14 protein-coding genes and 3 tRNA genes are annotated in these 20708 nt (G+C 58.3%); 7 read left to right on the forward strand and 10 right to left on the reverse strand.

Annotated features, from left to right (window positions below; translation table 11 throughout):
* Nucleotides 1-122 precede the first annotated feature (122 nt).
* Nucleotides 123-932 carry a fumarylacetoacetate hydrolase family protein gene (locus QP941_RS01945; protein ID WP_284867807.1) on the forward strand — a complete coding sequence of 270 codons (810 nt, stop codon included), beginning with the start codon at nucleotides 123-125 and terminating at the stop codon, nucleotides 930-932.
* A 46-nt stretch (nucleotides 933-978) separates the two neighbouring features.
* Nucleotides 979-1500: a class I SAM-dependent methyltransferase gene (locus QP941_RS01950; RefSeq protein ID WP_502869190.1), complete on the forward strand. Its 522-nt coding sequence runs from the start codon at nucleotides 979-981 to the stop codon at nucleotides 1498-1500.
* On the opposite strand, the gene QP941_RS01955 is transcribed toward QP941_RS01950, so the two are convergent.
* Entirely contained in the window at nucleotides 1497-2600 is a 1104-nt protein-coding gene (locus QP941_RS01955) for an isochorismate synthase (protein ID WP_284867809.1), read from the reverse strand. The genes QP941_RS01950 and QP941_RS01955 overlap by 4 nt on opposite strands.
* Before the next feature lie 100 nt (nucleotides 2601-2700).
* Here QP941_RS01955 and QP941_RS01960 point away from each other — a divergent pair, with 100 nt between their 5' ends.
* Complete coding sequence (locus tag QP941_RS01960; RefSeq protein ID WP_284867810.1) at nucleotides 2701-3816, forward strand: CE1 family esterase; 1116 nt, start codon at nucleotides 2701-2703, stop codon at nucleotides 3814-3816.
* Between the two features lie 78 nt (nucleotides 3817-3894).
* Here the strand turns inward: QP941_RS01960 and QP941_RS01965 are convergent, their stop codons facing one another.
* The 7 genes from QP941_RS01965 to QP941_RS01995 form a co-directional block, all read right to left on the reverse strand.
* Entirely contained in the window at nucleotides 3895-5343 is a 1449-nt protein-coding gene (locus tag QP941_RS01965) for a choice-of-anchor M domain-containing protein (RefSeq protein WP_284867811.1), read from the reverse strand.
* On the reverse strand, nucleotides 5340-6251 hold the full coding sequence (locus tag QP941_RS01970) for an anchored repeat-type ABC transporter permease subunit (RefSeq protein ID WP_284867812.1): 912 nt from the start codon (nucleotides 6249-6251) through the stop codon (nucleotides 5340-5342). Before QP941_RS01970 ends, QP941_RS01965 begins: the two co-directional genes overlap by 4 nt.
* Nucleotides 6248-6982, reverse strand: coding sequence for an anchored repeat-type ABC transporter ATP-binding subunit (locus tag QP941_RS01975; protein WP_502869191.1), 735 nt, complete (start codon nucleotides 6980-6982; stop codon nucleotides 6248-6250). Before QP941_RS01975 ends, QP941_RS01970 begins: the two co-directional genes overlap by 4 nt.
* Complete coding sequence (locus QP941_RS01980) at nucleotides 6969-7847, reverse strand: choice-of-anchor M domain-containing protein (protein WP_284867814.1); 879 nt, start codon at nucleotides 7845-7847, stop codon at nucleotides 6969-6971. The genes QP941_RS01975 and QP941_RS01980 overlap by 14 nt, the downstream gene beginning before the upstream one ends.
* A complete protein-coding gene (locus tag QP941_RS01985) occupies nucleotides 7840-9351 on the reverse strand; it encodes an anchored repeat ABC transporter, substrate-binding protein (protein WP_284867815.1) in 1512 nt (503 codons plus the stop codon). Before QP941_RS01985 ends, QP941_RS01980 begins: the two co-directional genes overlap by 8 nt.
* Nucleotides 9351-10898 carry a choice-of-anchor M domain-containing protein gene (locus QP941_RS01990; protein ID WP_284867816.1) on the reverse strand — a complete coding sequence of 516 codons (1548 nt, stop codon included), beginning with the start codon at nucleotides 10896-10898 and terminating at the stop codon, nucleotides 9351-9353. The genes QP941_RS01985 and QP941_RS01990 overlap by 1 nt, the downstream gene beginning before the upstream one ends.
* Before the next feature lie 90 nt (nucleotides 10899-10988).
* Nucleotides 10989-13379 (reverse strand): choice-of-anchor M domain-containing protein, encoded by a 2391-nt coding sequence (locus QP941_RS01995; protein ID WP_284867817.1) that lies wholly within the window; start codon nucleotides 13377-13379, stop codon nucleotides 10989-10991.
* A 233-nt stretch (nucleotides 13380-13612) separates the two neighbouring features.
* Here QP941_RS01995 and gltX point away from each other — a divergent pair, with 233 nt between their 5' ends.
* The 4 genes from gltX to QP941_RS02015 all read left to right on the forward strand — a co-directional run bounded on the left by gltX (nucleotide 13613) and on the right by QP941_RS02015 (nucleotide 16272).
* The gene (gltX, locus tag QP941_RS02000) at nucleotides 13613-15106 is read left to right on the forward strand and encodes a glutamate--tRNA ligase (RefSeq protein ID WP_284867866.1); all 1494 of its coding nucleotides are present in this window, start codon (nucleotides 13613-13615) and stop codon (nucleotides 15104-15106) included.
* A 239-nt stretch (nucleotides 15107-15345) separates the two neighbouring features.
* Nucleotides 15346-15417 (forward strand) — tRNA-Gln (locus tag QP941_RS02005).
* Nucleotides 15418-15456: 39 nt separating this feature from the next.
* Nucleotides 15457-15529, forward strand: a tRNA-Glu gene (locus QP941_RS02010).
* 667 nt (nucleotides 15530-16196) lie between these two features.
* A tRNA-Glu gene (locus tag QP941_RS02015) sits at nucleotides 16197-16272 on the forward strand.
* A 765-nt stretch (nucleotides 16273-17037) separates the two neighbouring features.
* Here the strand turns inward: QP941_RS02015 and QP941_RS02020 are convergent.
* Nucleotides 17038-17172, reverse strand: coding sequence for a hypothetical protein (locus tag QP941_RS02020; protein ID WP_284867818.1), 135 nt, complete (start codon nucleotides 17170-17172; stop codon nucleotides 17038-17040).
* A gap of 2 nt (nucleotides 17173-17174) precedes the next feature.
* The gene (locus QP941_RS02025) at nucleotides 17175-20555 is read right to left on the reverse strand and encodes a type ISP restriction/modification enzyme (RefSeq protein WP_284791312.1); all 3381 of its coding nucleotides are present in this window, start codon (nucleotides 20553-20555) and stop codon (nucleotides 17175-17177) included.
* Nucleotides 20556-20708 lie beyond the last annotated feature (153 nt).

Consider the following 20708-nt stretch of genomic DNA (forward strand, 5'->3'; position numbering starts at 1 on the left):
GCGTAGTCCGCACTGGGGTTAGCAACGGTGATTAAAGGACAATGGGAATTTACTCAAATTAACTAATTAACACCATATCCTTTGCACACATGTGAAGGTGGCTATTGAGTAGGATTACCGCTATGCGTTTAGGACGAATTGCACACCCAGAAGGAATCTGTTTCGCCATTATCGATGGGCCAAAAGATGCCCCAATGGAAGAGCTAGTAGCAAAGGAAATTGCCGGCACGCCCTTTACTCCACCGGAGCCGACCGGCCGCGAGTGGAAACTTAACGAGGTTCGCCTCTTGGCACCGACCCTTCCCACCAAGGTGGTAGCGCTTGGACGCAACTATGCGGACCACGTTGCCGAGGTTTTCAAAAAGTCTGCAGATAGCCTTCCTCCCACCATCTTCATCAAGCCATCTACCGCGGTGATTGGCCCGGACGCCGCGATCAAGATCCCGGACTACGCCACCAATGTCGAATTTGAGGGCGAGCTAGCCGTGGTCGTTTCTAAGCCATCGAAGAACATCAAGGCCGAGAACTGGAAAGACCACGTGTTGGGATACACCATCTGTAACGACGTTTCCTCCCGCGACCTGCAGTTCAAAGACGGTCAATGGGCCCGCGCCAAGGGTATTGACACCTTCTGCCCGCTCGGCCCGTGGATCGAAACCGATTTGGATAGCTTGAATCTGGACGATCAGAAGATTAATGCCTACCTGACGCACGAGGGTTCTCGCGAGCAAAAGCAAGATTCCAATACGGACCAGATGATTGTGAAGATGGGCGGCATTTTGGAGGAGATCTCCGCTGCCTACACTTTGCTGCCCGGCGATGTCATCACCACCGGCTCCCCAGCTGGTACCGCTCCTATGGTCCCAGGTGACACCATCGAAATCGAGATCCCAGGCCTCGGCACCCTGCGCAATTCCATCCATCGTGCATAACCCAAGCCACCAGGAGCACCGCGCCTACGTACCCACTTCCGCGGAAATGGAGGAACGCTACCAGAGTTCTGAGCGGGTGTGGTCGGGCAATCCCAACGAGACCCTTGTCGATTATGCTGCGAAGCTGACCCCTGGCACTGCCCTTGATATCGGGTGTGGAGAAGGCGCGGATGCGCTCTGGCTAAAGAACCACGGCTGGGATGTGTTGGGCATTGATTTCGCGCCGACTGCTGTGGCGCGCACTAAAGCCCACGGCGTCGCGGCGCAGGTCGCAACGTTTAGTGACTTTAGCCATGAACCTTTTGACTTGGTCAGCGTCCACTATGGCGGGGTACGCGCCACGCCAGAAGAGGTGGAAAAGCTAGAGCGATTGGTGGCGCCAGGCGGAACACTGCTCTATGTCCATCACGATATGGAGTCGGAAGAGATAGCGATGCCGGAATGGCTAGCGGAAAACCTGCGCGAGCTGGAGACGGTCGAGCTAACTCGTCGTGAACGCCACTTGACTGAAGGCGCGGGGGCGCACCACCGCAGCGACGTCGTACTCGTCGCCAAGCGTGCAGCTTAGAGGCTAAGCGCCTTCAAAATGGTGCGCAGCTTGGCCGTGGTTTCTTCCAACTCGGCGTGGGCATCGGAATCGCCCACAATGCCACCGCCGGCCCAAGCACGCGCCGATAGCCCATCGCCGGCCACTTCTGCGCAGCGGATGGCGACCATGTACTCGCCGTCGCCGGAGCTATCACACCAACCGACCGCTCCGGCGTAGAATCCACGGTCCGTTTCTGCAGTCTCAATGAGGGCTTGGGCGGCCTCTGCAGGGGTGCCACAGATGGCCGGTGTGGGGTGTGTCGCCAGGGCAAGCTCAAGAGCGGTCAAGCCTTTATCCTTGAGTGTTCCGGAAATTGGCGTGCCAAGGTGCCACATCTCATTGGTGCTAATGAGATGCGGGGCGTCCGGAATGTCTAGCTGCTCGCATAGCGGGCTAAGCACTCGGCGCAGGTGTTCCACTACGAAGGAATGCTCGTGGAGATCCTTGGCGGAATGCAAGAGATCTTGACCTGCGATGTGGTCCTCAGCCGCTGCGGTGCGGCGCGGTGACGATCCGGCCAAGGGGAAAGCAGAAACGGTCGAGCCCTGACGCTTGACCAAAACTTCTGGAGAAGAACCAACCAGCATCGCGCCCGGCCGCCCGGCGGGGGAGAGATCGGCAATGAAGCCATCGCGGTTGGCGGAAAGGTCGATAAGGCGAGCCGCCACGAGGCGCGGATCAATAGCCTCAGGGAATTCGATATCTACGGCGCGTGCCAAAACCACCTTTTCCAGTTTGGAGGTCTCGATCGTGCCGATGGCCGCTTCAACTCGGCGCAGGTGCTCCTCGGGCTCTGGATCGAAGCCAACCACGCGGGAGCTCAAACTCTTATTGCGGTAGTAGGCGTGCGGTTCCAGCGGACCCTCTTCGCGGATGATGGCCTCCGGCACCGTTAGCGCGGCGGGCGTGTCAGAGTCGAACGGAATCGCACCGACGACCATGTCAACATCTTTGCTGCGCAGGGCGGAAATCGCCGCGTCGGTGTCATTAAAAGTGTGGCGCGCACCTTGGGTACGGACAGACCCCGTTGCTCGCGAAAGCAAAAAATCGGGGGCGGTGTTTGGTCTGTCTTCGTGCATGGGGATCTAGCTTAGTGCCTTGGGCTTTTCTTACAGAATTGAGTGTGCACTGGGCGTGTAAACAGTGAATCAAGTGAATGATGTGGTTAATTTTAACCTTGTGGCTAATGTTACTAAGTTTCTTTATCGTTCCCTTTACCTAATCCTCGCTGCTGCGCTGGCTAGCGCTGCGCTTGTGTGTGCTGCGCCTGCCCATGCACAAGAAGGGCCAACCCCCGCTCCTGCACCGGCCCCAGCTCCAGTACCTGCTCCCGAAAACGCAAAGCCGGTTACCCCGCAGCCCGATGGGTCCCACCTGGTTCCAGAAGGTGTTAAGGAATCCACCCCGGCACCAGTAGAAGGCGGCAGCAGCGATGACAATGCAGCCCCTGTTCCGGAGGGATCATCCCTTCCCGAGCCAGCGCCGCGGCCGGCAATGGTTGATACCAGCATCAATCCGAACCCGCCGTTTGCGCCGGGTTCCATTCAGTCCCTAGAGATGGAGCACGAGGGTAAGACTCGCAGGTACTTGTTGCGTATTCCAAACCACTATTCGCCGGAAAAGGCGGCGCCCGTTCTCTTCGGCTTTGGTGGGTGGGGAGATTCCCCGGAGAACTACTCCAGCTATGCACGCATGCAGACCACTGAGGCCAATAACGAGGCCATCATCGTCTATCCAGAGGGATTTGAGCGAGCTTGGGAGGCGGCGCCTTATGCTAAGACGCGCGATGGGGAGGATATCCGCTTTATCAAGCGCATTCTTGATTCGGTAGACAAGGACTACCACGTTGATCGAAACCGCGTCTATGCCATGGGCATGTCTAATGGTGGCGGCTTTACCTCGGTGCTTGGCTGCCACGCACAGGACACCTTTGCTGCCGTAGCTATGGTTTCGGGTGCCTTCTACAATCCAGTTGAGGTCAACTGTGCCGATGCGCCGATGAATACCCTCATCATGCACGGCGTTAACGACAAGATGATGACCTATGAGGGCGGTGACCGGCACGAGGCTGGATACCTTCCCGTGCGCACGGTCCTCGGCGGCTACCTGAAGCGCAATCGCTGCGATATGACCTTCCAATCCACTCCGGAAGCCGGCGGCTCGGAACGCCTGAGCTTTAACGGCTGCCAAAAGGATGTGCAACTGGTAAAGGTTCCGCAAGACCACACCTGGTTCTGGCAGCCAGATACGCCGAACGTGGTCTGGGACTTCCTATCGTCCAAGACCCGGGTATAAAAGCAGTAGCTCTTAGCCACCGCTAAAGCCCAGAGGAGAAATCCTCTGGGCTTTGTGCTTTCTTAAGCCGGACCTGCGCTAATCGACGCCCGGTAAGTTCGCCGTGGCATCACTGGCCTGGTGCTGGTGTGGTGTCTTCTTTTTGCGGAAGAACTGGACATAGACCAACAACCCGATGCCGAGTGCTAAGGCGAATGCGCCCAGTCCGGCCAGGATCCCCGCCCAGAAGCTGCTTTTTGCGAGGGTAGAGGTATAGGCAGCGGCATCGGTCAGCACATTTTTGCTGTCCTTATTCTCTGTGTCGGTTGCATCTGGAACATGCTGTGCACTGCGGGCGTCGGCGGACTTTGCTTTCGTACGGGAGGAGGATTTTGTGTCCTTCCTACTGGCGGACTTCTTGGCAGTCGAGCGGGAAGAACCGCTGGTGGAAGCCGAGGAGTGCGAGCCAGATGACGTGCTCTTGCCTGATTTTGCGGTGGAGGCAGAGTCGTTGACACGGCTAGCCGAGTGGTGGGTCGTAGTTCGTGAACCAGAACTGGACTTTTGCGCAGGGGCAGTGGATCGGGTTGATGTCGGAGCGTGGGACTTTTGTGGCGCTCCAGACTTTTCAGTATTCGCCGGCTTCTTGGGTGTTGAGTGCTTGCCCTTTTCTGCATCGTCAGGTGCGCCGCCGTCAAGGAATTTTTGGCCTTCCTGCAGGGTCTTCTCCAGTTCCTTGTCCAACCCGGCAATGGATTTGTCTACATCTTTGATGTCCTTTTCCAGTTGCTTGGGGCGACTATCCGCGCCGTTGCCAGAACCAGTGGCCGCATCCGCTTCGGAATAGTCCACGCCGCATAGATCCTTCGCCTCAGCCTGCTTTCCTACGAGGAAGCCGGCATGGAGGTGGTGGCGGGAGCCATCGGGAAGCTCAAAGGTAAAGCTCACCGCGTAGGTTCCGGGCTTGGTAAACGCAAATGCCGGGTGGGAATGCGAATTGCCTGGGTAATCCCAGGCGGATCCATCTTCAGTGTCCATGAGCACCGTGGGTTCGCCTAGCTCCGCCTGGTAGGCCACAATGCGCCCATCTTCCGGGCCCTGTGCGATCGCCATGCTTAAGGTTGCGGTGTCATCAGCAGCGAGTAGGTCTTGGGATAGCTCCTGGGTGTTAAAGCCCAGCCAGGGAGCGGTGGGGTCTTGGGTTTGAGGCAGCACCCAGCCTTCTTCAGGAAGGGAACTATCGCCGAGCCCAGATAGTGGCTGTTTCAAGCCATCGGACACCTCAATAGCAAAGGTCCCAGAGTCATGCTTGATGCCTTTGTCATCGTCTTTGACCGTGAAGCTGAGGTCGCCGGAATCGCCGCTAAGCGCCATGTCTTGGTGGCCCTTGGTAATGAGATCGAAGTCGCTGGCGGAGCAGGCCGTGGCGGACTCTTCTGCGTGGGCGGAGGTGGAGGCTATGCCGGCTACGCCCGTCCCTGAAAGTGAGCCGAGGCCGATGAGACTGGCAGCGCCTAGGGCCACCGTGGTGCGGCAGACTGGTTTCATGAGGTAACGGATTCCTTTCGCGGGGTGTCGGGACGTGGGGCGTCGGAAAGCGAGGCACCGGCGTGCTTGCGGGCGCCGAGGAGTGGATGTACGGCCCAAACGCTTAAGAAAATAACGGTGAGCGTGAGCACGATGGTGGCGCCGGCCGGAAGATCAATGGCCCATGCCAGGTAGATGCCGAGGAAGCTGGACAGCGCGCCGATGAGGGCGGAAAGCCACATCATGGTCGCAAGATGCGTGGTAAGCAGGCGTGCCGTCGCGGCCGGGGTGATGAGAAGCGCGAGGACCAAGATATTGCCAATGGTGCTCACAGAGATGACCACGGCGGCGGTGACACACAGGTACAACATGATGTCGAGCACAACAACGGGAAGCCCCATGGCGCGGGCTGTTTCCCGGTCCAGGCAGGTGGCGTTGAGCTGGGGGCCAAAAGCTACGACGACGGCGATAACCAGTGCGCACACGCTGGCCGCGACGATGATATCGCTGCGGGATACGCCGGTGAGCGAGCCGAAGAGAAAGCTGGTCAGCGAAGCACTATAGCCATCGGTGCGCGAGATGATCACCATGCCTAAGGCAAAGGCAGCGGCGAAGAAAATGCCGATGATGGAATCTGCCCGTACGTGGCGGCGCTGCGAAAAGGCGGCGATGAGCAACGCCACAACCGCTCCGGCCACCGCGCCACCAACGAGCACAGAGGCCTGTAGGGCGAAGGCAATGGCTAGTCCAGGAAAGACCGCGTGGGAGACGGCGTCGCCGATAAAGGCCATGCCGCGCAGCACCACGTAGCAGCCGACGACGCCGCAGACGATGGCCGCAAGCACAGAAATACCTACCGCGCGGGCGAGGAAGTCGAGAAGGGGGTTGGCGAGGTCACGCAGGAAATCGAGGAAGGAAATTTCTATCATGCGGAGACTCCAATGGCAGAAAGCAGGGGAGAGCCGGCGCGTACGCCAAAGGTTTGCGTCCACGGAGCGGTCTGGTGAAGAAGGCGCGGAGCGGAGTCATCGGCCACCACGGTGCCGTTAAAGAGCACCAAGCGGTGGCAGGAGTGCGCTGCTTCAGACAGGTTGTGGGTGGACATGAGGATGGCTTTGCCGCGCTGGGAAAGCTCTTCGAATAGCTCGAGTAGTGATTCGGTATTGGGGGCGTCGAGGCCGGTGAAGGGCTCGTCGAGCAGCAGCACGTCTGGTTGCGTGGCGAGCGCTCGGGCGATGAGGACGCGTTGGCGCTGACCACCGGAGAGCTCTTCGATAGGGCGCGTGGAAAAATCCTCCATGTTTACCAGGCGAAGAGCTTCTGCCGCCGCGGCGTGGTCTGCGGCACGCGGCCGCTTGAACCAGCCGATGATGCCGGTGCGCCCGCTGAGTACGGTGCGGTAGACATTGATGGGAAAGCCCCATTCCACCTCGTGCCGCTGGGGCACGTAGCCTACGATTCCCCCGATCTCTCGGGTACCGGAGGAGGGGATGAGACCTAAAATGGCACGCATAAGTGTGGTCTTGCCCGCGCCATTGGGGCCTAAGAGCCCAATGAATTCGCCCGGGTGGACCTCTAGGTTCGCACCGGTGATTACGCGCCGGTGGGATAGCGATACTTCCAGGTCGGCAACGGAAATGAGCGGTTTAGCCACGGCTATCGCCTCGCTTGGAAGCGCGCAGTACTAGGCCAAGGGCCAGCAGGAGTACGACAGCACCCACGCCGGCGAGGATAAAGACCCAAGTGGGGATGGAAGAGCCTGCGGTCTGGGCATCGTCTGGATTCCAAGCAGTATCTTGGGCCGCCTGGATGTCAGCATCATCGCCCACAGCAAAGGTGAGCACGCCATCGGTGCTGAAATCGGCGCCATCCTTGGTCTTACCTTTGACTCTGATGCCTACCTGATGGGTGCCTGGCTCTGTAAACGTCCAATTGGCATGGGTGTGGGTATTGAGGTCTACCCAGAATTCTTCGTCGCTCTTTTGCGCGGTAGACCACAGCAGCTGTGGTGCTTCAAAGCCGCCGTTTTGCAGGAATAGGGAGAAATCGCCAGGACCGGAGTGGCCGAGAAATTCCATGGTGACTCCGCGATCGGCGGCGTCGACAAGCGAGGGCGCCTGGGTATTCCAACCCAGCCAGGGAACCCCGACCTGCTCGGTTTGGGGCACCACCCAGACCTTTTCGCCGGAATCGGCGCCAACAAAGCCAAAGTCATCGGTCTCCGGCAGGGTTTGCTGCGCCTTATCGCCCACGGCAAAGACAAGATCATCTAGGTGGCGCCAGATGGGTGTGTCTCCGGCATCATCGCGGGCCATGAGTTCGGAATCGGTGCCGTCGAGCAAAGCGCCAACGTCAACGTGGCCGGTGTCGATGACCTTGTCCTCGCCCTGCGGGGCTATCTGTTCCTCGGCGCCAACCACTTGTGCGAGGTCGCCGGCCCAGGCAGGGCTCGTAGAAAAAGCAAGGCCGGCAGTAAGGGCGCAGGCGGCGGTGCGAATAGCGGTACGGGTAGCTAATTTATGCATTGTTTTCTCCATCAGTGGAATTGGGGTTCAGGCAACGCTGGAGGGAATCAGCGTTGAACTTCATGAGGTCGATATAGGAGCCGACGGTGCCGTCCAGCGTGTCGCCATAAATGGGGCACAGCGCCACGCCTTGTTCCGCGGCGGCCTGGGTAAGGGTCTCGGCGCTGGCCTGTTGCACGGGCTCGACAAAGACGGCCGGCAGATGCAGGTTCTCCAGCGTGCGACGCAAGGCTATGACCTCCCGCGGGGAAGGCTCGATGGCCGGGTTGGGCGTGACAAAGCCTGCCACCGAAATGTCGTAGCCCTGCTCGAGGTAGGCGTAGCCATGGTGGGTAGTTACTAGGTGCCGGTTTTCGGCAGGGATAGAGGCAATGGCGCGGTCCACATAGGAATCCGTGTCCCGCAGGCGCTTGGTATAGGCCGCTGCCCGCCGCCGGTAGGCGGCGCCGTGGGAGGGATCTGCTTGCGCCATCTCCTCCGCAATGACATCGACATAGGCGATAGCGTTGTCCACGTTGTGCCACAAGTGCGGATCCACCTCGCCGTGGATGTGCTTGCCCAGAACGGCCTGCGGCAAGAGGTAAGTATCCGAGCCCGGCGCGCCGAGGAAGCGGTAGGCCGGATCCGGCGGGATGGGCTGCAGTACTGACGAGGGGATAGATACTGCGGTGGTGGCGGGGTCAAAGCGCTTGTCTTGGTCGCGCAGGTCGATGCGGTGCTGGGCCAGGTTTGCCTCAATGTCCAAGTGCCCGGAATCAATGGCCCGCATTCCAGCGGGTGGGTTGACGCCCACGGCCACGGTGAGGTGCTGGACTTCGGTCCCGTCGGCCTGAAACCCAAGGCGGTAGATCCCTGGCTGGGAAAAACCCCAAGAGACGTGGGTGTGGGCGTTGGCAGGAAGGGCTACTGCATCCTCTTTGCTATCGACGCCATCGGCCGAGTTGAAGAGGACCTCCGGGGTACCGAAGGCGGAGACCACGTAGGCTGCCACGTCGCCCGGTCCGTCGGCCGAGACCATGCGAAAGTCCACCCCGGAGGAGTGTGGCGCGGCGCCGCTGATGCGCAGGCCCAGCCAAATGGCATCCAAGGAGACATCTTCGACCAGCGGCACCAGGGTGGCACCGCGGGTAGAGGCAGCGTCGGCGACCTCCACCACGGGAGCGTCGGTGGACTCGTGCAGCGTATCGATAAGTGCTTGCGGCTCCAGCAGGTAGCCGTTGCTTAGCGCCAGGTTGGCGTTGGCAATATCGCGCACCGTGCGCAGCGTTGGCTCGAAGGTATGCGGATCCTTGCCGCTGGGGATGAGGCTTTTGACCTGGGCATCTTCTCCTGCTACGTTGCGCGCTAGGTCTGCCAGGATTGGGGTGGTAGCCACCACGCTGAATCCTTCTCTGGTCCCAGCATCATGTGCGGCCGAGGACGCACAACCGGCGCTGAGCAGGCAACAACCCAGAACTGCCCCTACGGTAAGGCGCCGGCGATTGAGGGAAAATGAACGCCCCATTAGTCCGCTGCCTTAGCTACGGCCAGCCGCGCAATGCCCAGGCCGAGGAAGAGCATGCCTAGGCCCAACACCCCGATGCCGAGGGGCACGATAGGGGTCCCAGTATTGGCTAAAGAACCGCCCGTGCCTTGTGCCTGCGCCGACTGCCCGTTGCTGGATCCGGTGTGTGCGGCAGAGTTGCTTGCGCTTGCCGACGCCCCACCTGCCGCCGCGCCATTCCCACAGTCGCCGCCGTCTGGATTCACGGCAGCTCCCAAGTCGAAGTGTCCGTTGTCAAACGCCTTGGCCGGTTCATCGCCGCCGACGACGAAATGGAGAGTCGCCTCACCGGCAACCTGCTTTCCCTCGCCGGTCTTAGCCACCTGCCGGATGGTGACGTCATAGGTTCCCTGGGCGCCAAAGACCCAATTGGGGTGCACGTGGGTATTCGGGGCGATGGAATGGGTGCCTTCTGCTGCATCTGCGTTGCCACGGAACCATTCCTCGCCGACGACCTTGCCCAGCCCGCCCTGGGAGTAGACCATCATCGGGCCGGGGCCCTTGAAACCCACCAGCTCCCAGGTGACATCGCCGGGGATATTCTCGCGCATCGACGGGCTATGGGTATTCGCACCTAACCACGGAACACCCTCGACCTGGGTAGAACCAATCATCCAGGCCTTTCCTGCTGGCACTGGTCCTACTTCTTGGGGGAGATCCACGCTGGATTTATCGGAGAGGTAGAAGGTGGCACCATCGGCATCGCGCCACTCGGAGGGCGAGACCGTATCGTCTTTGATTTGCGGGGTCATGCCCGGGGTGCATTCTTCGCCTGTTGCGGCGCCGGACGTGCCCGAGCCTGTCGCGTCGCTCTTGCCTGCAGGTCGCTTTGTGCTTGCAGCTTCCTGGTCAGTGGTGGCGTCGCCGGAGTCAGCCGCGCGATCCGCGGTGGAGGCATCGCCGCCGTCGCCCACCTCCCAGGTGTAGGTCACCGCATTGCTGGATTCACCATTGGAATGGGCGCGCACCGTCATGGTGTAGGTGCCGGCCTCACTAAAAGCCCAATTGACGTGCCGGTGGGCAGGATTGGGCTGGTTGATGACCTCACCGCTGGTGAGCTCCATGGAACCAGAATCGGTCACAGCCTTGACGTCGCCAAAGCCGCTGGTTTCAAAGACATACACAGAACCGGGGCCGGAGACCTCAGCAAACTCCAAATCAACGCTTTCGAAACCGCCATCGCGGGCGGGTTGAGTATCCCAGCCCGGCCAGATGATGCGCTGGTCTTGGGTCTGTGGCAGGAAATAGGTGGGTTGGCCGATTTCTGGCACAGCTTCGGTGGCATCGGACCAGGCATCTTCAACGACCTTGAGCGCTACATCATCGCCAGAGCGCGGAACTGCTGACCCAGTGATGTCTTCTTTCATCGAAAGGTGCAGCGTGCCATCAGGGGCCGTGACATAGAAGGCGTCGACGTGCCCGGAATCAAAGACCTCATCGAAGGCCAACGCTGCGCCGGGGGAGAAGAACGCTAAGACTGCGGCAAAGACGGCAGCAAGTACCGACATGAACCGGCGCCTCTGTGGGGCGCGCCGGGTGGCAGGAGAGTGGGATTGATGCATTGTGGTGTCCCGTCTAGTTAGGTGGGCTGGTGTGGGTTAGAAATTGAGGCCGAAGCGCCGGCGGATGAGGTCTTCGTTATCGCGGAAGAAGTTATAGAAGGCCTTGAAGACCACCACGAGGACCGCTGGGAGGACTAAGCTCCACGGGCTAAACGAGGAGCCCGTTGGCTCTTCTGGCCTAGGGGCATCGTCCGGCTTCTCGTCCGGCGTCTCGGTCGGCCTCTCGCTGGGGGTCTCGCCCTCGGAGTCGCTCGGCTTGCGGGAGGAACAAGAATCTAGGGTTTTATCGCCCACGGCAAAGGTCAGTGTTTGCGGCTCGGACTCAAGTTCCTTGCCGTCTTTCCCCGTGGCCGTATAGGTGGCCTCGAACGTATAGAGGCCAGGCTTGGAAAAGGCCCAGTGCGTGTGGGTATGGGCCGCAAAGTTGGTCTCGATGGTGTAGTCCTCGGCTGCGGAGTTCGCCAAGACCGAAAAGCCCTTGCCATGGGAGGCGTCGATAAAGGCGCCCCACTCGGCCCCGTCTGGGGTGGAGGTGGGCTTCAGGTTGAGGTTGACGGCATTGTCTTTGGTCGCGGAATAATCCAAGTCCTGAGTGTTATAACCGGGCCAGATAATGTGTTGATTCTGTGTCTGCGGTAGGTGATAGAAGCGCTCACCGGGTTTTCCGAGGAAGTCGAACTCCTTGCCCGCAAGCTTGTCGTTGCGTCGGGTGAGCGCATTATCGTGTACGCCGAGCACCACGTCATCGAGTTTGCGGTCGACGGACTTCTTATCCACCTGTGCCGTGTCATCGCGCAGAACGGTAGTAAAGCCGCCTTCGGCAGGCTGAGCCTTGATGTCCACGTGCCCACGGTCCAGTAGGTATTTCTCGCTGCACTGGTGAGTGTCGGCTTCCGCTTCATTTGCGCCAGGCTGCGGCGCTTGCGATGGCGAGTCTTCCTTGCCAGGAGTGGTGTCCGGTTCCTCATTGGAAGTGGAGAACCGCCCCGTGGTTTCGTAGTTTTCGCCGAAGGCAAAGGACTCGGTAATTACGCTGCTTGCGTGCCCAGCTTTCACGGTGGAATGAGGAAAGAGATTGACCTTTGCATAAGAGCCCGTGAAGTATTCGCCCTCGTCAAAGGAAACCTCGCCGTGCCCGTTGGTAATAGGGGTTTCCAGATCCACGGTGGGGTATTTGGAATCCTTGGCATCATAAAGACCGCCGGTGAGAAGGCCGTTGAAGTTTTTATCCTCGGTATCGACCACGATCTTGGTGCCACCCTTGCCCTGCTTGCGCATCCGGATGGTATAGCCCAGTTCCTGCAGCTCGGTTTCCTGGGTGGGGGCAAGCTGGCGCGGGTGGGAGGCTTCCTGCCACGTCTCGGCGGCAGAAGAAGAATCTGTCTGAACGGACGCGCCGGGCTGGACATCAAGGGGATTAGAAATCCAGCGCGGGGCATCACCCTCTGGGGTAAACACAGCCTGTACCTGGGAAGGCTCTGGCCCCATGTACTCGTCCCACTGCGCGCGGCCATTCTTAACGGGGAGGTCGGTGAGGAAGTAGCCGTCGATAAGCAGCGTCAGGGTACCCTGTGCCTTATTTTTAGCGTCGAAGGAAATAGTGGTGAGCTTGTCATCGCCGTCTTTTTCGGGATTGTGCTTTGGGGCCATGCGTAGGCTGTAGCCGGCAGCGGCGGCGTCGCCAGTCGCGGACTGGGCAAAGCGTTCCTGGAGGCTTGGAGTCTTCTCATTCTTGGGCTTGTGGCCGCCTACTTGAATCGTTGTGGTCTGTGGTTCATTGGCAATGAGCTGGCCGTCCTTGCCGCGCGCACTGGTGCGGTAGGTCAGGCGGTAACGGCCGGGCTTGGTAAACAGCGTGGAGTTGTGGGTGTGCGTGCCGGCAACGAGATAGGCCGAATGTGGTGAATCAGGGAAGGAGCCGAGCATACGGTGCAGCTGGGTTCCGTCCGCATCATCTTTATTGGTGAAAAGCTCGACCTCGCCGGGTCCATCGACGCTGAGCAAGTCAAGGAAGGCTATGCCATCCCGGAATTTGTCAGTGGGCAGGGAGGTATCGGCGCCAAAGCCTAACCAGATGGGTGAAGTATTGCCGGACACTTGGTGCGGCGCGGTGTAGTACGTGGTTCCGGGCGCCCCAATATAGTCCTGAGTGCCGTTTTCCGGCAGCGTATAGAGGTACTGGTTGTGGCCGTCCATAGCGCTGTAGCCTCTGCCTACCCAGGCGACGGTGTCTGCGATCGGTGGTTCCTGGCCGCCAAATTCAGACTTCAGCACGAAGTCGTTGTTCTCCCAGAAAGACTTAGGGGAGTCAACATGGGTATCGGTGGCAATGTGCTTGCCATCATCGGGGCCGGCGACGGCCGTGGCGGGCGTGATAAGCGCTAGCGTGCTGAGCGCGGCAAGGAAGCGGATACGTGGGGAAGCCACTGTTGGGGAGGCCTTTCTACAGTTCTCATAAGTCCACCAGAAACTATAGAAAATGAATTTCATAAACTGTTAGTGGTAATGGAAGCGGTTTTCACTGACCTGTGTATTTCTGCTGAAAGCTATTTCCAATTACCCCTATTTGTGTGTAGGGCACACGGTAAGTGGCCCCGCGCGCCGGGGTGGTGTGGGGCCGCTTTGGGCTGGTGCGGACTGAGATTGCGACCTCCACTACGATGGTGGGCATGACTGAAGTACGCGTTAGATTCTGTCCGTCCCCAACCGGTACGCCGCACGTAGGCATGGTGCGCACCGCGTTGTTCAACTGGGCCTACGCCCGCCATACCGGCGGCAAGCTGGTATTCCGCATCGAAGACACCGATGCCGCCCGTGACTCCGAGGAGTCCTACCAGGCCATCATTGATTCCCTGACCTGGCTTGGCCTGGGCTGGGATGAAGGCATCAATGTTGGCGGCCCGCACGAGCCTTACCGTCAGTCCCAGCGCATGGACATCTACAAGGAGGTTCTGGACAAGCTTATCGACGGCGGATTCGTCTACCCGGCATACTCCACCGCCGAAGAGGTGGAGGAGCGCCACAAGGCTGCTGGCCGTGACCCGAAGCTGGGCTATGACAACTTTGACCGCGATCTCACCCAGGAGCAGGTCGACGCTTTCGAGGCTGAGGGCCGCAAGCCGGTCTGGCGCCTGCGCATGCCGGAGGAGGACTGGACCTGGACCGACCTGGTGCGTGGCGAGATGACCTTCAAGTCTGAGACCCAGCCGGACTATGTGGTGGCTCGCTCCAATGGTGCGCCCCTCTACACCCTGGTTAACCCGGTCGATGACGCCCTGATGCGCATCACCCACGTGTTGCGTGGTGAGGACCTGCTTTCTTCTACTCCGCGTCAGCTCGCACTTTACGACGCCCTTAAGAAGATCGGCGTTGCCGAGTTCACCCCAGAGTTTGGCCACCTACCCTTCGTGATGGGCGAGGGTAATAAGAAGCTGTCTAAGCGCGATCCGCAGTCCAACTTGTTTAATCACCGCGATAACGGCATCATCCCTGAGGGCATGCTCAACTACCTGTCCCTGCTGGGCTGGTCGCTGTCCGCGGACCAGGACATCTTCAGCATGGATGACTTGGTAGAAAACTTCGACGTCCACGACGTGCTGGGTAACCCCGCACGTTTTGACCAGAAGAAGCTCGAGGCTATCAACGCGGACCACATCCGCCAGCTGGACCCGGAAGAGTTTGCCTTCCGTCTGCGCAACTACTTGACCGAGTACACGGATTTCCCGGCCGACTATGACGGCGAGAAGTTCGCCTTCGCAGCGGACCTTGTACAAACCCGTATCAAGACTCTGTCTGATGCCTATGGCCTCATGAGCTTTTTGGTGACCCCGGATGCTGACCTAAAGCTCGATGAGAAGGCAGCGAAGAAGAATCTCAAGGAAGAGGCCATTCAGCCGCTCGAGGTGGGCATCGAAACTCTCGAGGGCATTGCGGAGTGGAAGACCGAGAATATCGAGGCGGCGCTATCCAAGGCCCTTATTGAAGACCTTGAACTGAAGCCCCGTAAGGCCTATGGCGCACTGCGCGTAGCCATTTCCGGCGCCCAGGTTTCCCCTCCGCTCTTTGAGTCCATGGAGCTGCTGGGCAAGGAGTCCACCCTGGCCCGCCTTCGTGCGGCGCGCGAAGTGACTCCCTACGTGCCGGCAGCACAGTAGGAGGAGTGCCTCCAGCAAGGCGGTGATAGATATCTAACCCCGCCCTTCGATGCGGCGAATGACAGCTGAACTACAGCGCTGTCATTCGCCGCATTTTTATTAACCATTCTACTGGCCTGAAAATGCGTTGTGTGCTGGCGATTTGGCAGTTTACGCGATGATCATTATAGTTATTACACGTTGCAGCGAGCAAGGGAGAACAGCCGGAAGGCGTTGAGCTTCCAACGCAAGTTAGCAAATGGCCTATGGTGTAATTGGCAACACAGCGGTTTCTGGTACCGCCATTCTAGGTTCGAGTCCTGGTAGGCCAGCAGTGAAAATGCATTAAACGGCAGGCTCACTAGTTCTATGCCCCGTTCGTCTAGCGGCCTAGGACGCCGGCCTCTCACGCCGGTAACACGGGTTCAAATCCCGTACGGGGTACAAAGACCTCCAGCCCAAGGGCTGGAGGATTTTTCATATCCGGGGCAATTCTTTTCTTGGCGTCGTCATTTCCTGGCGCCATACGGGGGGCGAGTAGCGGGCGGCTACAACTGGTTATAACCTACCCCCAGACCATTGGCCTCGTCCGCGCAGGCAGCTGCCTGCTGCCAATGAGACCAGGGTTAAGACCACTGCGAAGTTGTGCAAAACCCTTCCTGTCCTGCACATGCAGGCATAGACTGCAAGTACAGCAAAAACAAACAGAAAGGAGAGCGGGTGACAGAAAGCGAAACGCACCACAGCCAAGGCGCACAGCCCGAAAGCACAGCCAGGTAGTAACGCTATAATCCACAACTTCCTTCCCATCAACGTTTGTACGAAGTATAGGAGCCTGCAGCATATGCACTTCGACGCACAGCGCCATCCCGAGTCCTACTAGCACAGCGTTCTCGGCCACGGACTATCCACAGATTGCTTGCGGAATAACCACTGATTCGATCCGCACCTCGGCCACGAAGAACCCTCACTGCAGTACTGGACTCGGGAGTTTCTGCGTTTTCGTTCGACTGCCCTCAAAACCGGCCTTGACCGCGCGATTTGTGCTGAATTAACCCATCGTTTACTCTTAACGAGTCCGCAACGCACAGTGTGCGATTGCTGCGAACGCGCCCCGTTCGTCTAGCGGCCTAGGACGCCGGCCTCTCACGCCGGTAACACGGGTTCAAATCCCGTACGGGGTACCAACGAAAGCTGCGAGCCACACGGCTCGCAGCTTTTGCTTTACCCAAAGCCAGCGTGGTCTGGCGGTACGGGTTAAGCATCAATCAACGCCGACGCAAGCAGCTACTCTGAATATTCCTAAAGAATGTCCGCATCCACTTCTGCCCCTTAGCCCACAGATGAGTTCGTCAGCGATGCCGCTGTGCATAAAGTGGTGAATCCGTGTGGCTCGCAGGCGGGCGGACTTCGGGGCTAGACCTTTCGAGTGATACGTCGTAGAGATATGGGACGCGACGTTGCTTCGGTCTGCCTTGGCGCTGGCAGGAGCTAGGACAAACTGATGGGGGTGGAGCTGGTCTTTGCCATGGGCCAACGGAGCGACGTAGCGGCAGCGCACGGATACGCCGCGCCCTGCCACATCGAGCAGCATCACACCTGCTTCATCCACGTAGACCTGTTGCCGCGTGAGGTAAGAAGCTTCCTTGCCCCTCATACTCTCGCGCCAAGGCACAGAGAGACCACCAGCTGTTTGTTGAGTACGTCGGTCGCAGCATTCGCCGCGTAGTTCATCCTGACTCGATTTGCTCGAACTCTGTTGGCGTATACAGCTTCGGAGTGGAGTCAGGTTCGGCAGGGGCGAATGCGTGCGGTTCGACGTAGCTGGGATTGACGATGCGGGCGATGGCTCGCAGTCCAGAGCGGCGGCGTTGCGCGGTTCCCGGGGCGTAGGCGGAGATGAGGGATTCGGCGTAGGCGTTAATGGTGTCCCAGTCGAGTACGTACTCCGTCTACGATGCGTAGCCTTGCTTCTCAACAGCCCACGTCACGAGAGCAGTCTGGACGAGACTGTCCTGCGAGTCAGGGGACAGGTCTGGATGGGAGAGCAGCTGGGCTACGAAGTCGGGGATAGGGGTGGTGGACATGACTATTCTAGATCCAGGGTGGCTTGCGTCCTCGGTTGCTCTTTCGGCTTGGAGCTTTCAGACTTGCTTGGGGCTCCAAATAGTCGTGGCGGGATCTTGGGCTCTGTAATCAATCGTTCCAACAAGTGCCCAGCTCGGGCTTCTGCATTAACGAAAAATTCCAGCTGCCAAAGAAGTTGTAAGAGCTCGCCATCCCCCGACCATTCGTGGGCTTGAATCTTGTCTAACCAGGAATCGGAAAGTCCACGTGCATCTTTCATTCTGTACCCGAGCCAAGAGTCAACTACGCGCATGCCGGAGACTTCGAACTCCATAACTTTGGGTGAAACATTGATAATCTGAAGTTCGCCCACGCTCAGAACCCGGGTAGTACGGTCGTAGCTCCAGGATTCAGGGTAAGAACCCGCAGGGGTCACCTGTTTGATTGATGCTGAGCCGCGAGACATAGTCTTGGTCTGGACACCAAATTGATTGATGTGGCCGCCGCGCTCGCCCCATGTAGCCTCGAAAATTAGCTCGGCTCCGAGTTCAGCCACTTCCTTAAAAAGGGAATGGTTGGTAGGGAAAATCACCGTTGGGGTTGATTCTGTTAGCTCATCTCCGAATCGTTGAGAATACGCAGATGTGCCCAATTGACCTACAACAAATTGTGCCACTTCCAGTCCCGTTATGGCTTGCTGGTACATATCTGTTAGCACGGGGAGAATTGAGTGCAGGAGATTGAAAGACTCGTCGCTGACGTCACGGTACAGAGGACGGACATCTTTGGCCCCACGATTACTGAAGAAGTCGAAATCGACCGGGTAAGGGCTCATCGTGAGTGCTGGGCCTTGTCCGATTGCTGTGGACGACAGAGACACGAAAAATATTTGTTTCGTGCTTCCTTGGTCGCGCCACACAGAGCCGGGACGATCGATCAGTCTGTGATCTGCAAAGCAAAACTGACGATCGAAACTCCTGTATCCATAGCGCTCAATTGAAATCGTGTCTAGTGATGGATCCTCAGAGATCGCTGTCGATTTATCCGCTGACGAGGGGATCATCGAAGATCTAGAAGGCTTATTGAATTTTTGACCCGATGGAGAATTGTCAAAAATCTCTTCGCCTACGGAGTCCTTTTGGTGCTCAATGAGTGCGCCCATCCGTCGCGTCAACGCTTCAGCGGTTGGCGCGATCGGCCATTTGCGTCCAGCCTTTGAACCGGAGAAATACCACGGGAAAACCGACTCAAGTGGAATGCCATCGCTAAGTGAAGCTGCTGTGGATGGAACAAACTTATCCGACCAGTCGGCGTCTTCGAGCCTTATCCATTCATGGGACGTATCCGGCGCGCTGACGTTGTTGAGTGCGTCAAGTTTTTCCTTGCGAGTTCCGTGAATTCGGCGATAGAAGATCTCCGCCTTTTGCTTCATGCGATTGTCCTGGCGTTTCTTGACGAACTCCCCTGTCTGTTTGTTGAGTGTGTTTTGATGTTGTACGCCCACAAAGATTGCAACTGGTGTCTCAATCGTGAAGACATTTTCATCCTTGCGCGCTCCTCGGTTATCTCCACCGAGATCGATTATCCAAATCTCGTCAAAGACTTTTCGCATATAGGAGCGCACCCCAGCGAAACCTGGTCCGCGCAGGTACGAGGACGAAGTAATGAACGACACCACGCCAGGTTCCTGAGGATTTTGTTGGCACGCTTTCCACAGTGCCCAGCGGATGAAGTACACGTACAAGTTGTAGAGGTTCTTAGCCTGTCCGCCCGCACCAAGTGCCCTCAACGGAGCAATGAAGTCATTGATAAGCGGTTCATTGCCGTCAAAGTCTTGGAGAACCACGTTGGGAATTTCTGCTGTACCAAGAGAATCTTTGCGTTTTCCGCGCTTATATGGCGGGTTGCCGATAATAACACGAACGGGAGTTTGCTTGTCTTTGATAATGCCGGCTCGCTTTGACTCTTCGCTAAGGTCGGCCTCGACATGCCACAGCGCATATTGGGAAGAGTCTTGAGACAAGTCTCCGGCGGCGAGCAGCGTGTTAGTGAACAGAACCTGCACGCCGTCCTTGGCGAGTTCGAGACCAGTTGCTTCGAGCGTCTGGGTCATGCGCAGGTGTGCCACTGAGTAAGGGCCCATTAGTAGTTCAAAGGCACTCAGTCGCTTCGACAGTGAGCGGGCCGCGTCCTGAGGTGCTGCGGAATCTTTGAGGACATGCTCGGTGATAGCCAACGGGTAAGTTGCGGTGCCGGCGGCGGGGTCGAGGATGTTGACCGAATCATCACCGAGGCCCTTAGGGCGACCAATTCGGGTCCTGATTGCATGATCAACAAGGCGGACCTGCGCGCGGACAATCTCGACTGGCGTGTAGTAGACACCGGACTCTTTGCGCATTTTCGGGTCGTAAGCGGCCAGGAAGTCCTCGTAGAAGTAGAGCCACGGGTCCGTTTCTTTGGTGAACTTCGCTGAGTCAACGGCACCGAGGGTGGCTTCTAGGAGGTTAATCGGATCTTCGACAAGCTCGCGGAACTGTTCTTGACCCATCAGTTCCAGCACAGAACCCAAGAGTTTGTGTCCGTTGCGCCGCAGCCCTCGGGTAAGTGTGTTCACGCTGAACTCGTCGGCGGGGATATCAGTCTCTACGCGAGCAAGCAACAAAGCGTAAGTGAACGTCTGCGCGAACGAGTCAGCGAACTGAGCCTTGGTCGCACCAGGCATGAAGTCGATCTTCCAACGGGCATACAGACCATCAAGGGCATCATCCTCGTTGTCCCCAATAACTTCCTTGACACTGTCACGTAGGAAAGCCGTTAGCGGAGCAAGCAGATCGGCCAGAGCGCGGGGAGATGAGGGAGTAGTTGGTTTCCACGTCAGGAACGCTGTGAGAAGCTCAGCCAGGATTTCCAGCTGATTGTCGGGCACGTTACCTTTCGAGTCGGCGTCGAGGATTACGTGATAGAGCGGAGCCTTGAGCCCCTGACGGACTAGGGACCACTCCCAGCCATTTGTGTAGATGAGGTTGGCGTGGTTCTTGAGTTTCCTCCACTGGGCTTTGTCGTGCTTGGACCAGCCTTGAGCCTTGTATGGGTTTGCGCCCTTTAGCGAGGATTTGAGCTCAACATGTCCGATGAGTGGACCTGTGGTCCGCTTGATAGCCATATCGAGTCGAACACCCTGAATATCATCAGCTGCGGTCTGCCGATGCTCTGTGACAACACGGATCTTGCGTACCATAAGCTCAGCCGCGCCCATGAGGAAGTTGTGGATCGGTGTCTTGAGCTGATCCTCGGGACTGGTTCGGCGGTCCTTTCCGAGTTCGTCATCGATTACCGCAAGTTCACGAATGAGCGTAGAAACAAGCACGACGAAGTCAGCCGAGCTGGGAGATAGGGCAACCACATTGATCCTTCTGGTCGGGGATAGCTGGGTTTAGCTTATCGATTCAGGACTGGGGCGGAAATGTTTACGGCAGCGTGTTTGGTCAATTCGGCTGCTCTGGTGCTTCTACGCACCTACGATCAGTCACAGCTGCCGTTGCCTTACAGGGGAGGT

This window comes from Corynebacterium sp. MSK150, assembly GCF_030229215.1.
Taxonomy (GTDB): domain Bacteria; phylum Actinomycetota; class Actinomycetes; order Mycobacteriales; family Mycobacteriaceae; genus Corynebacterium.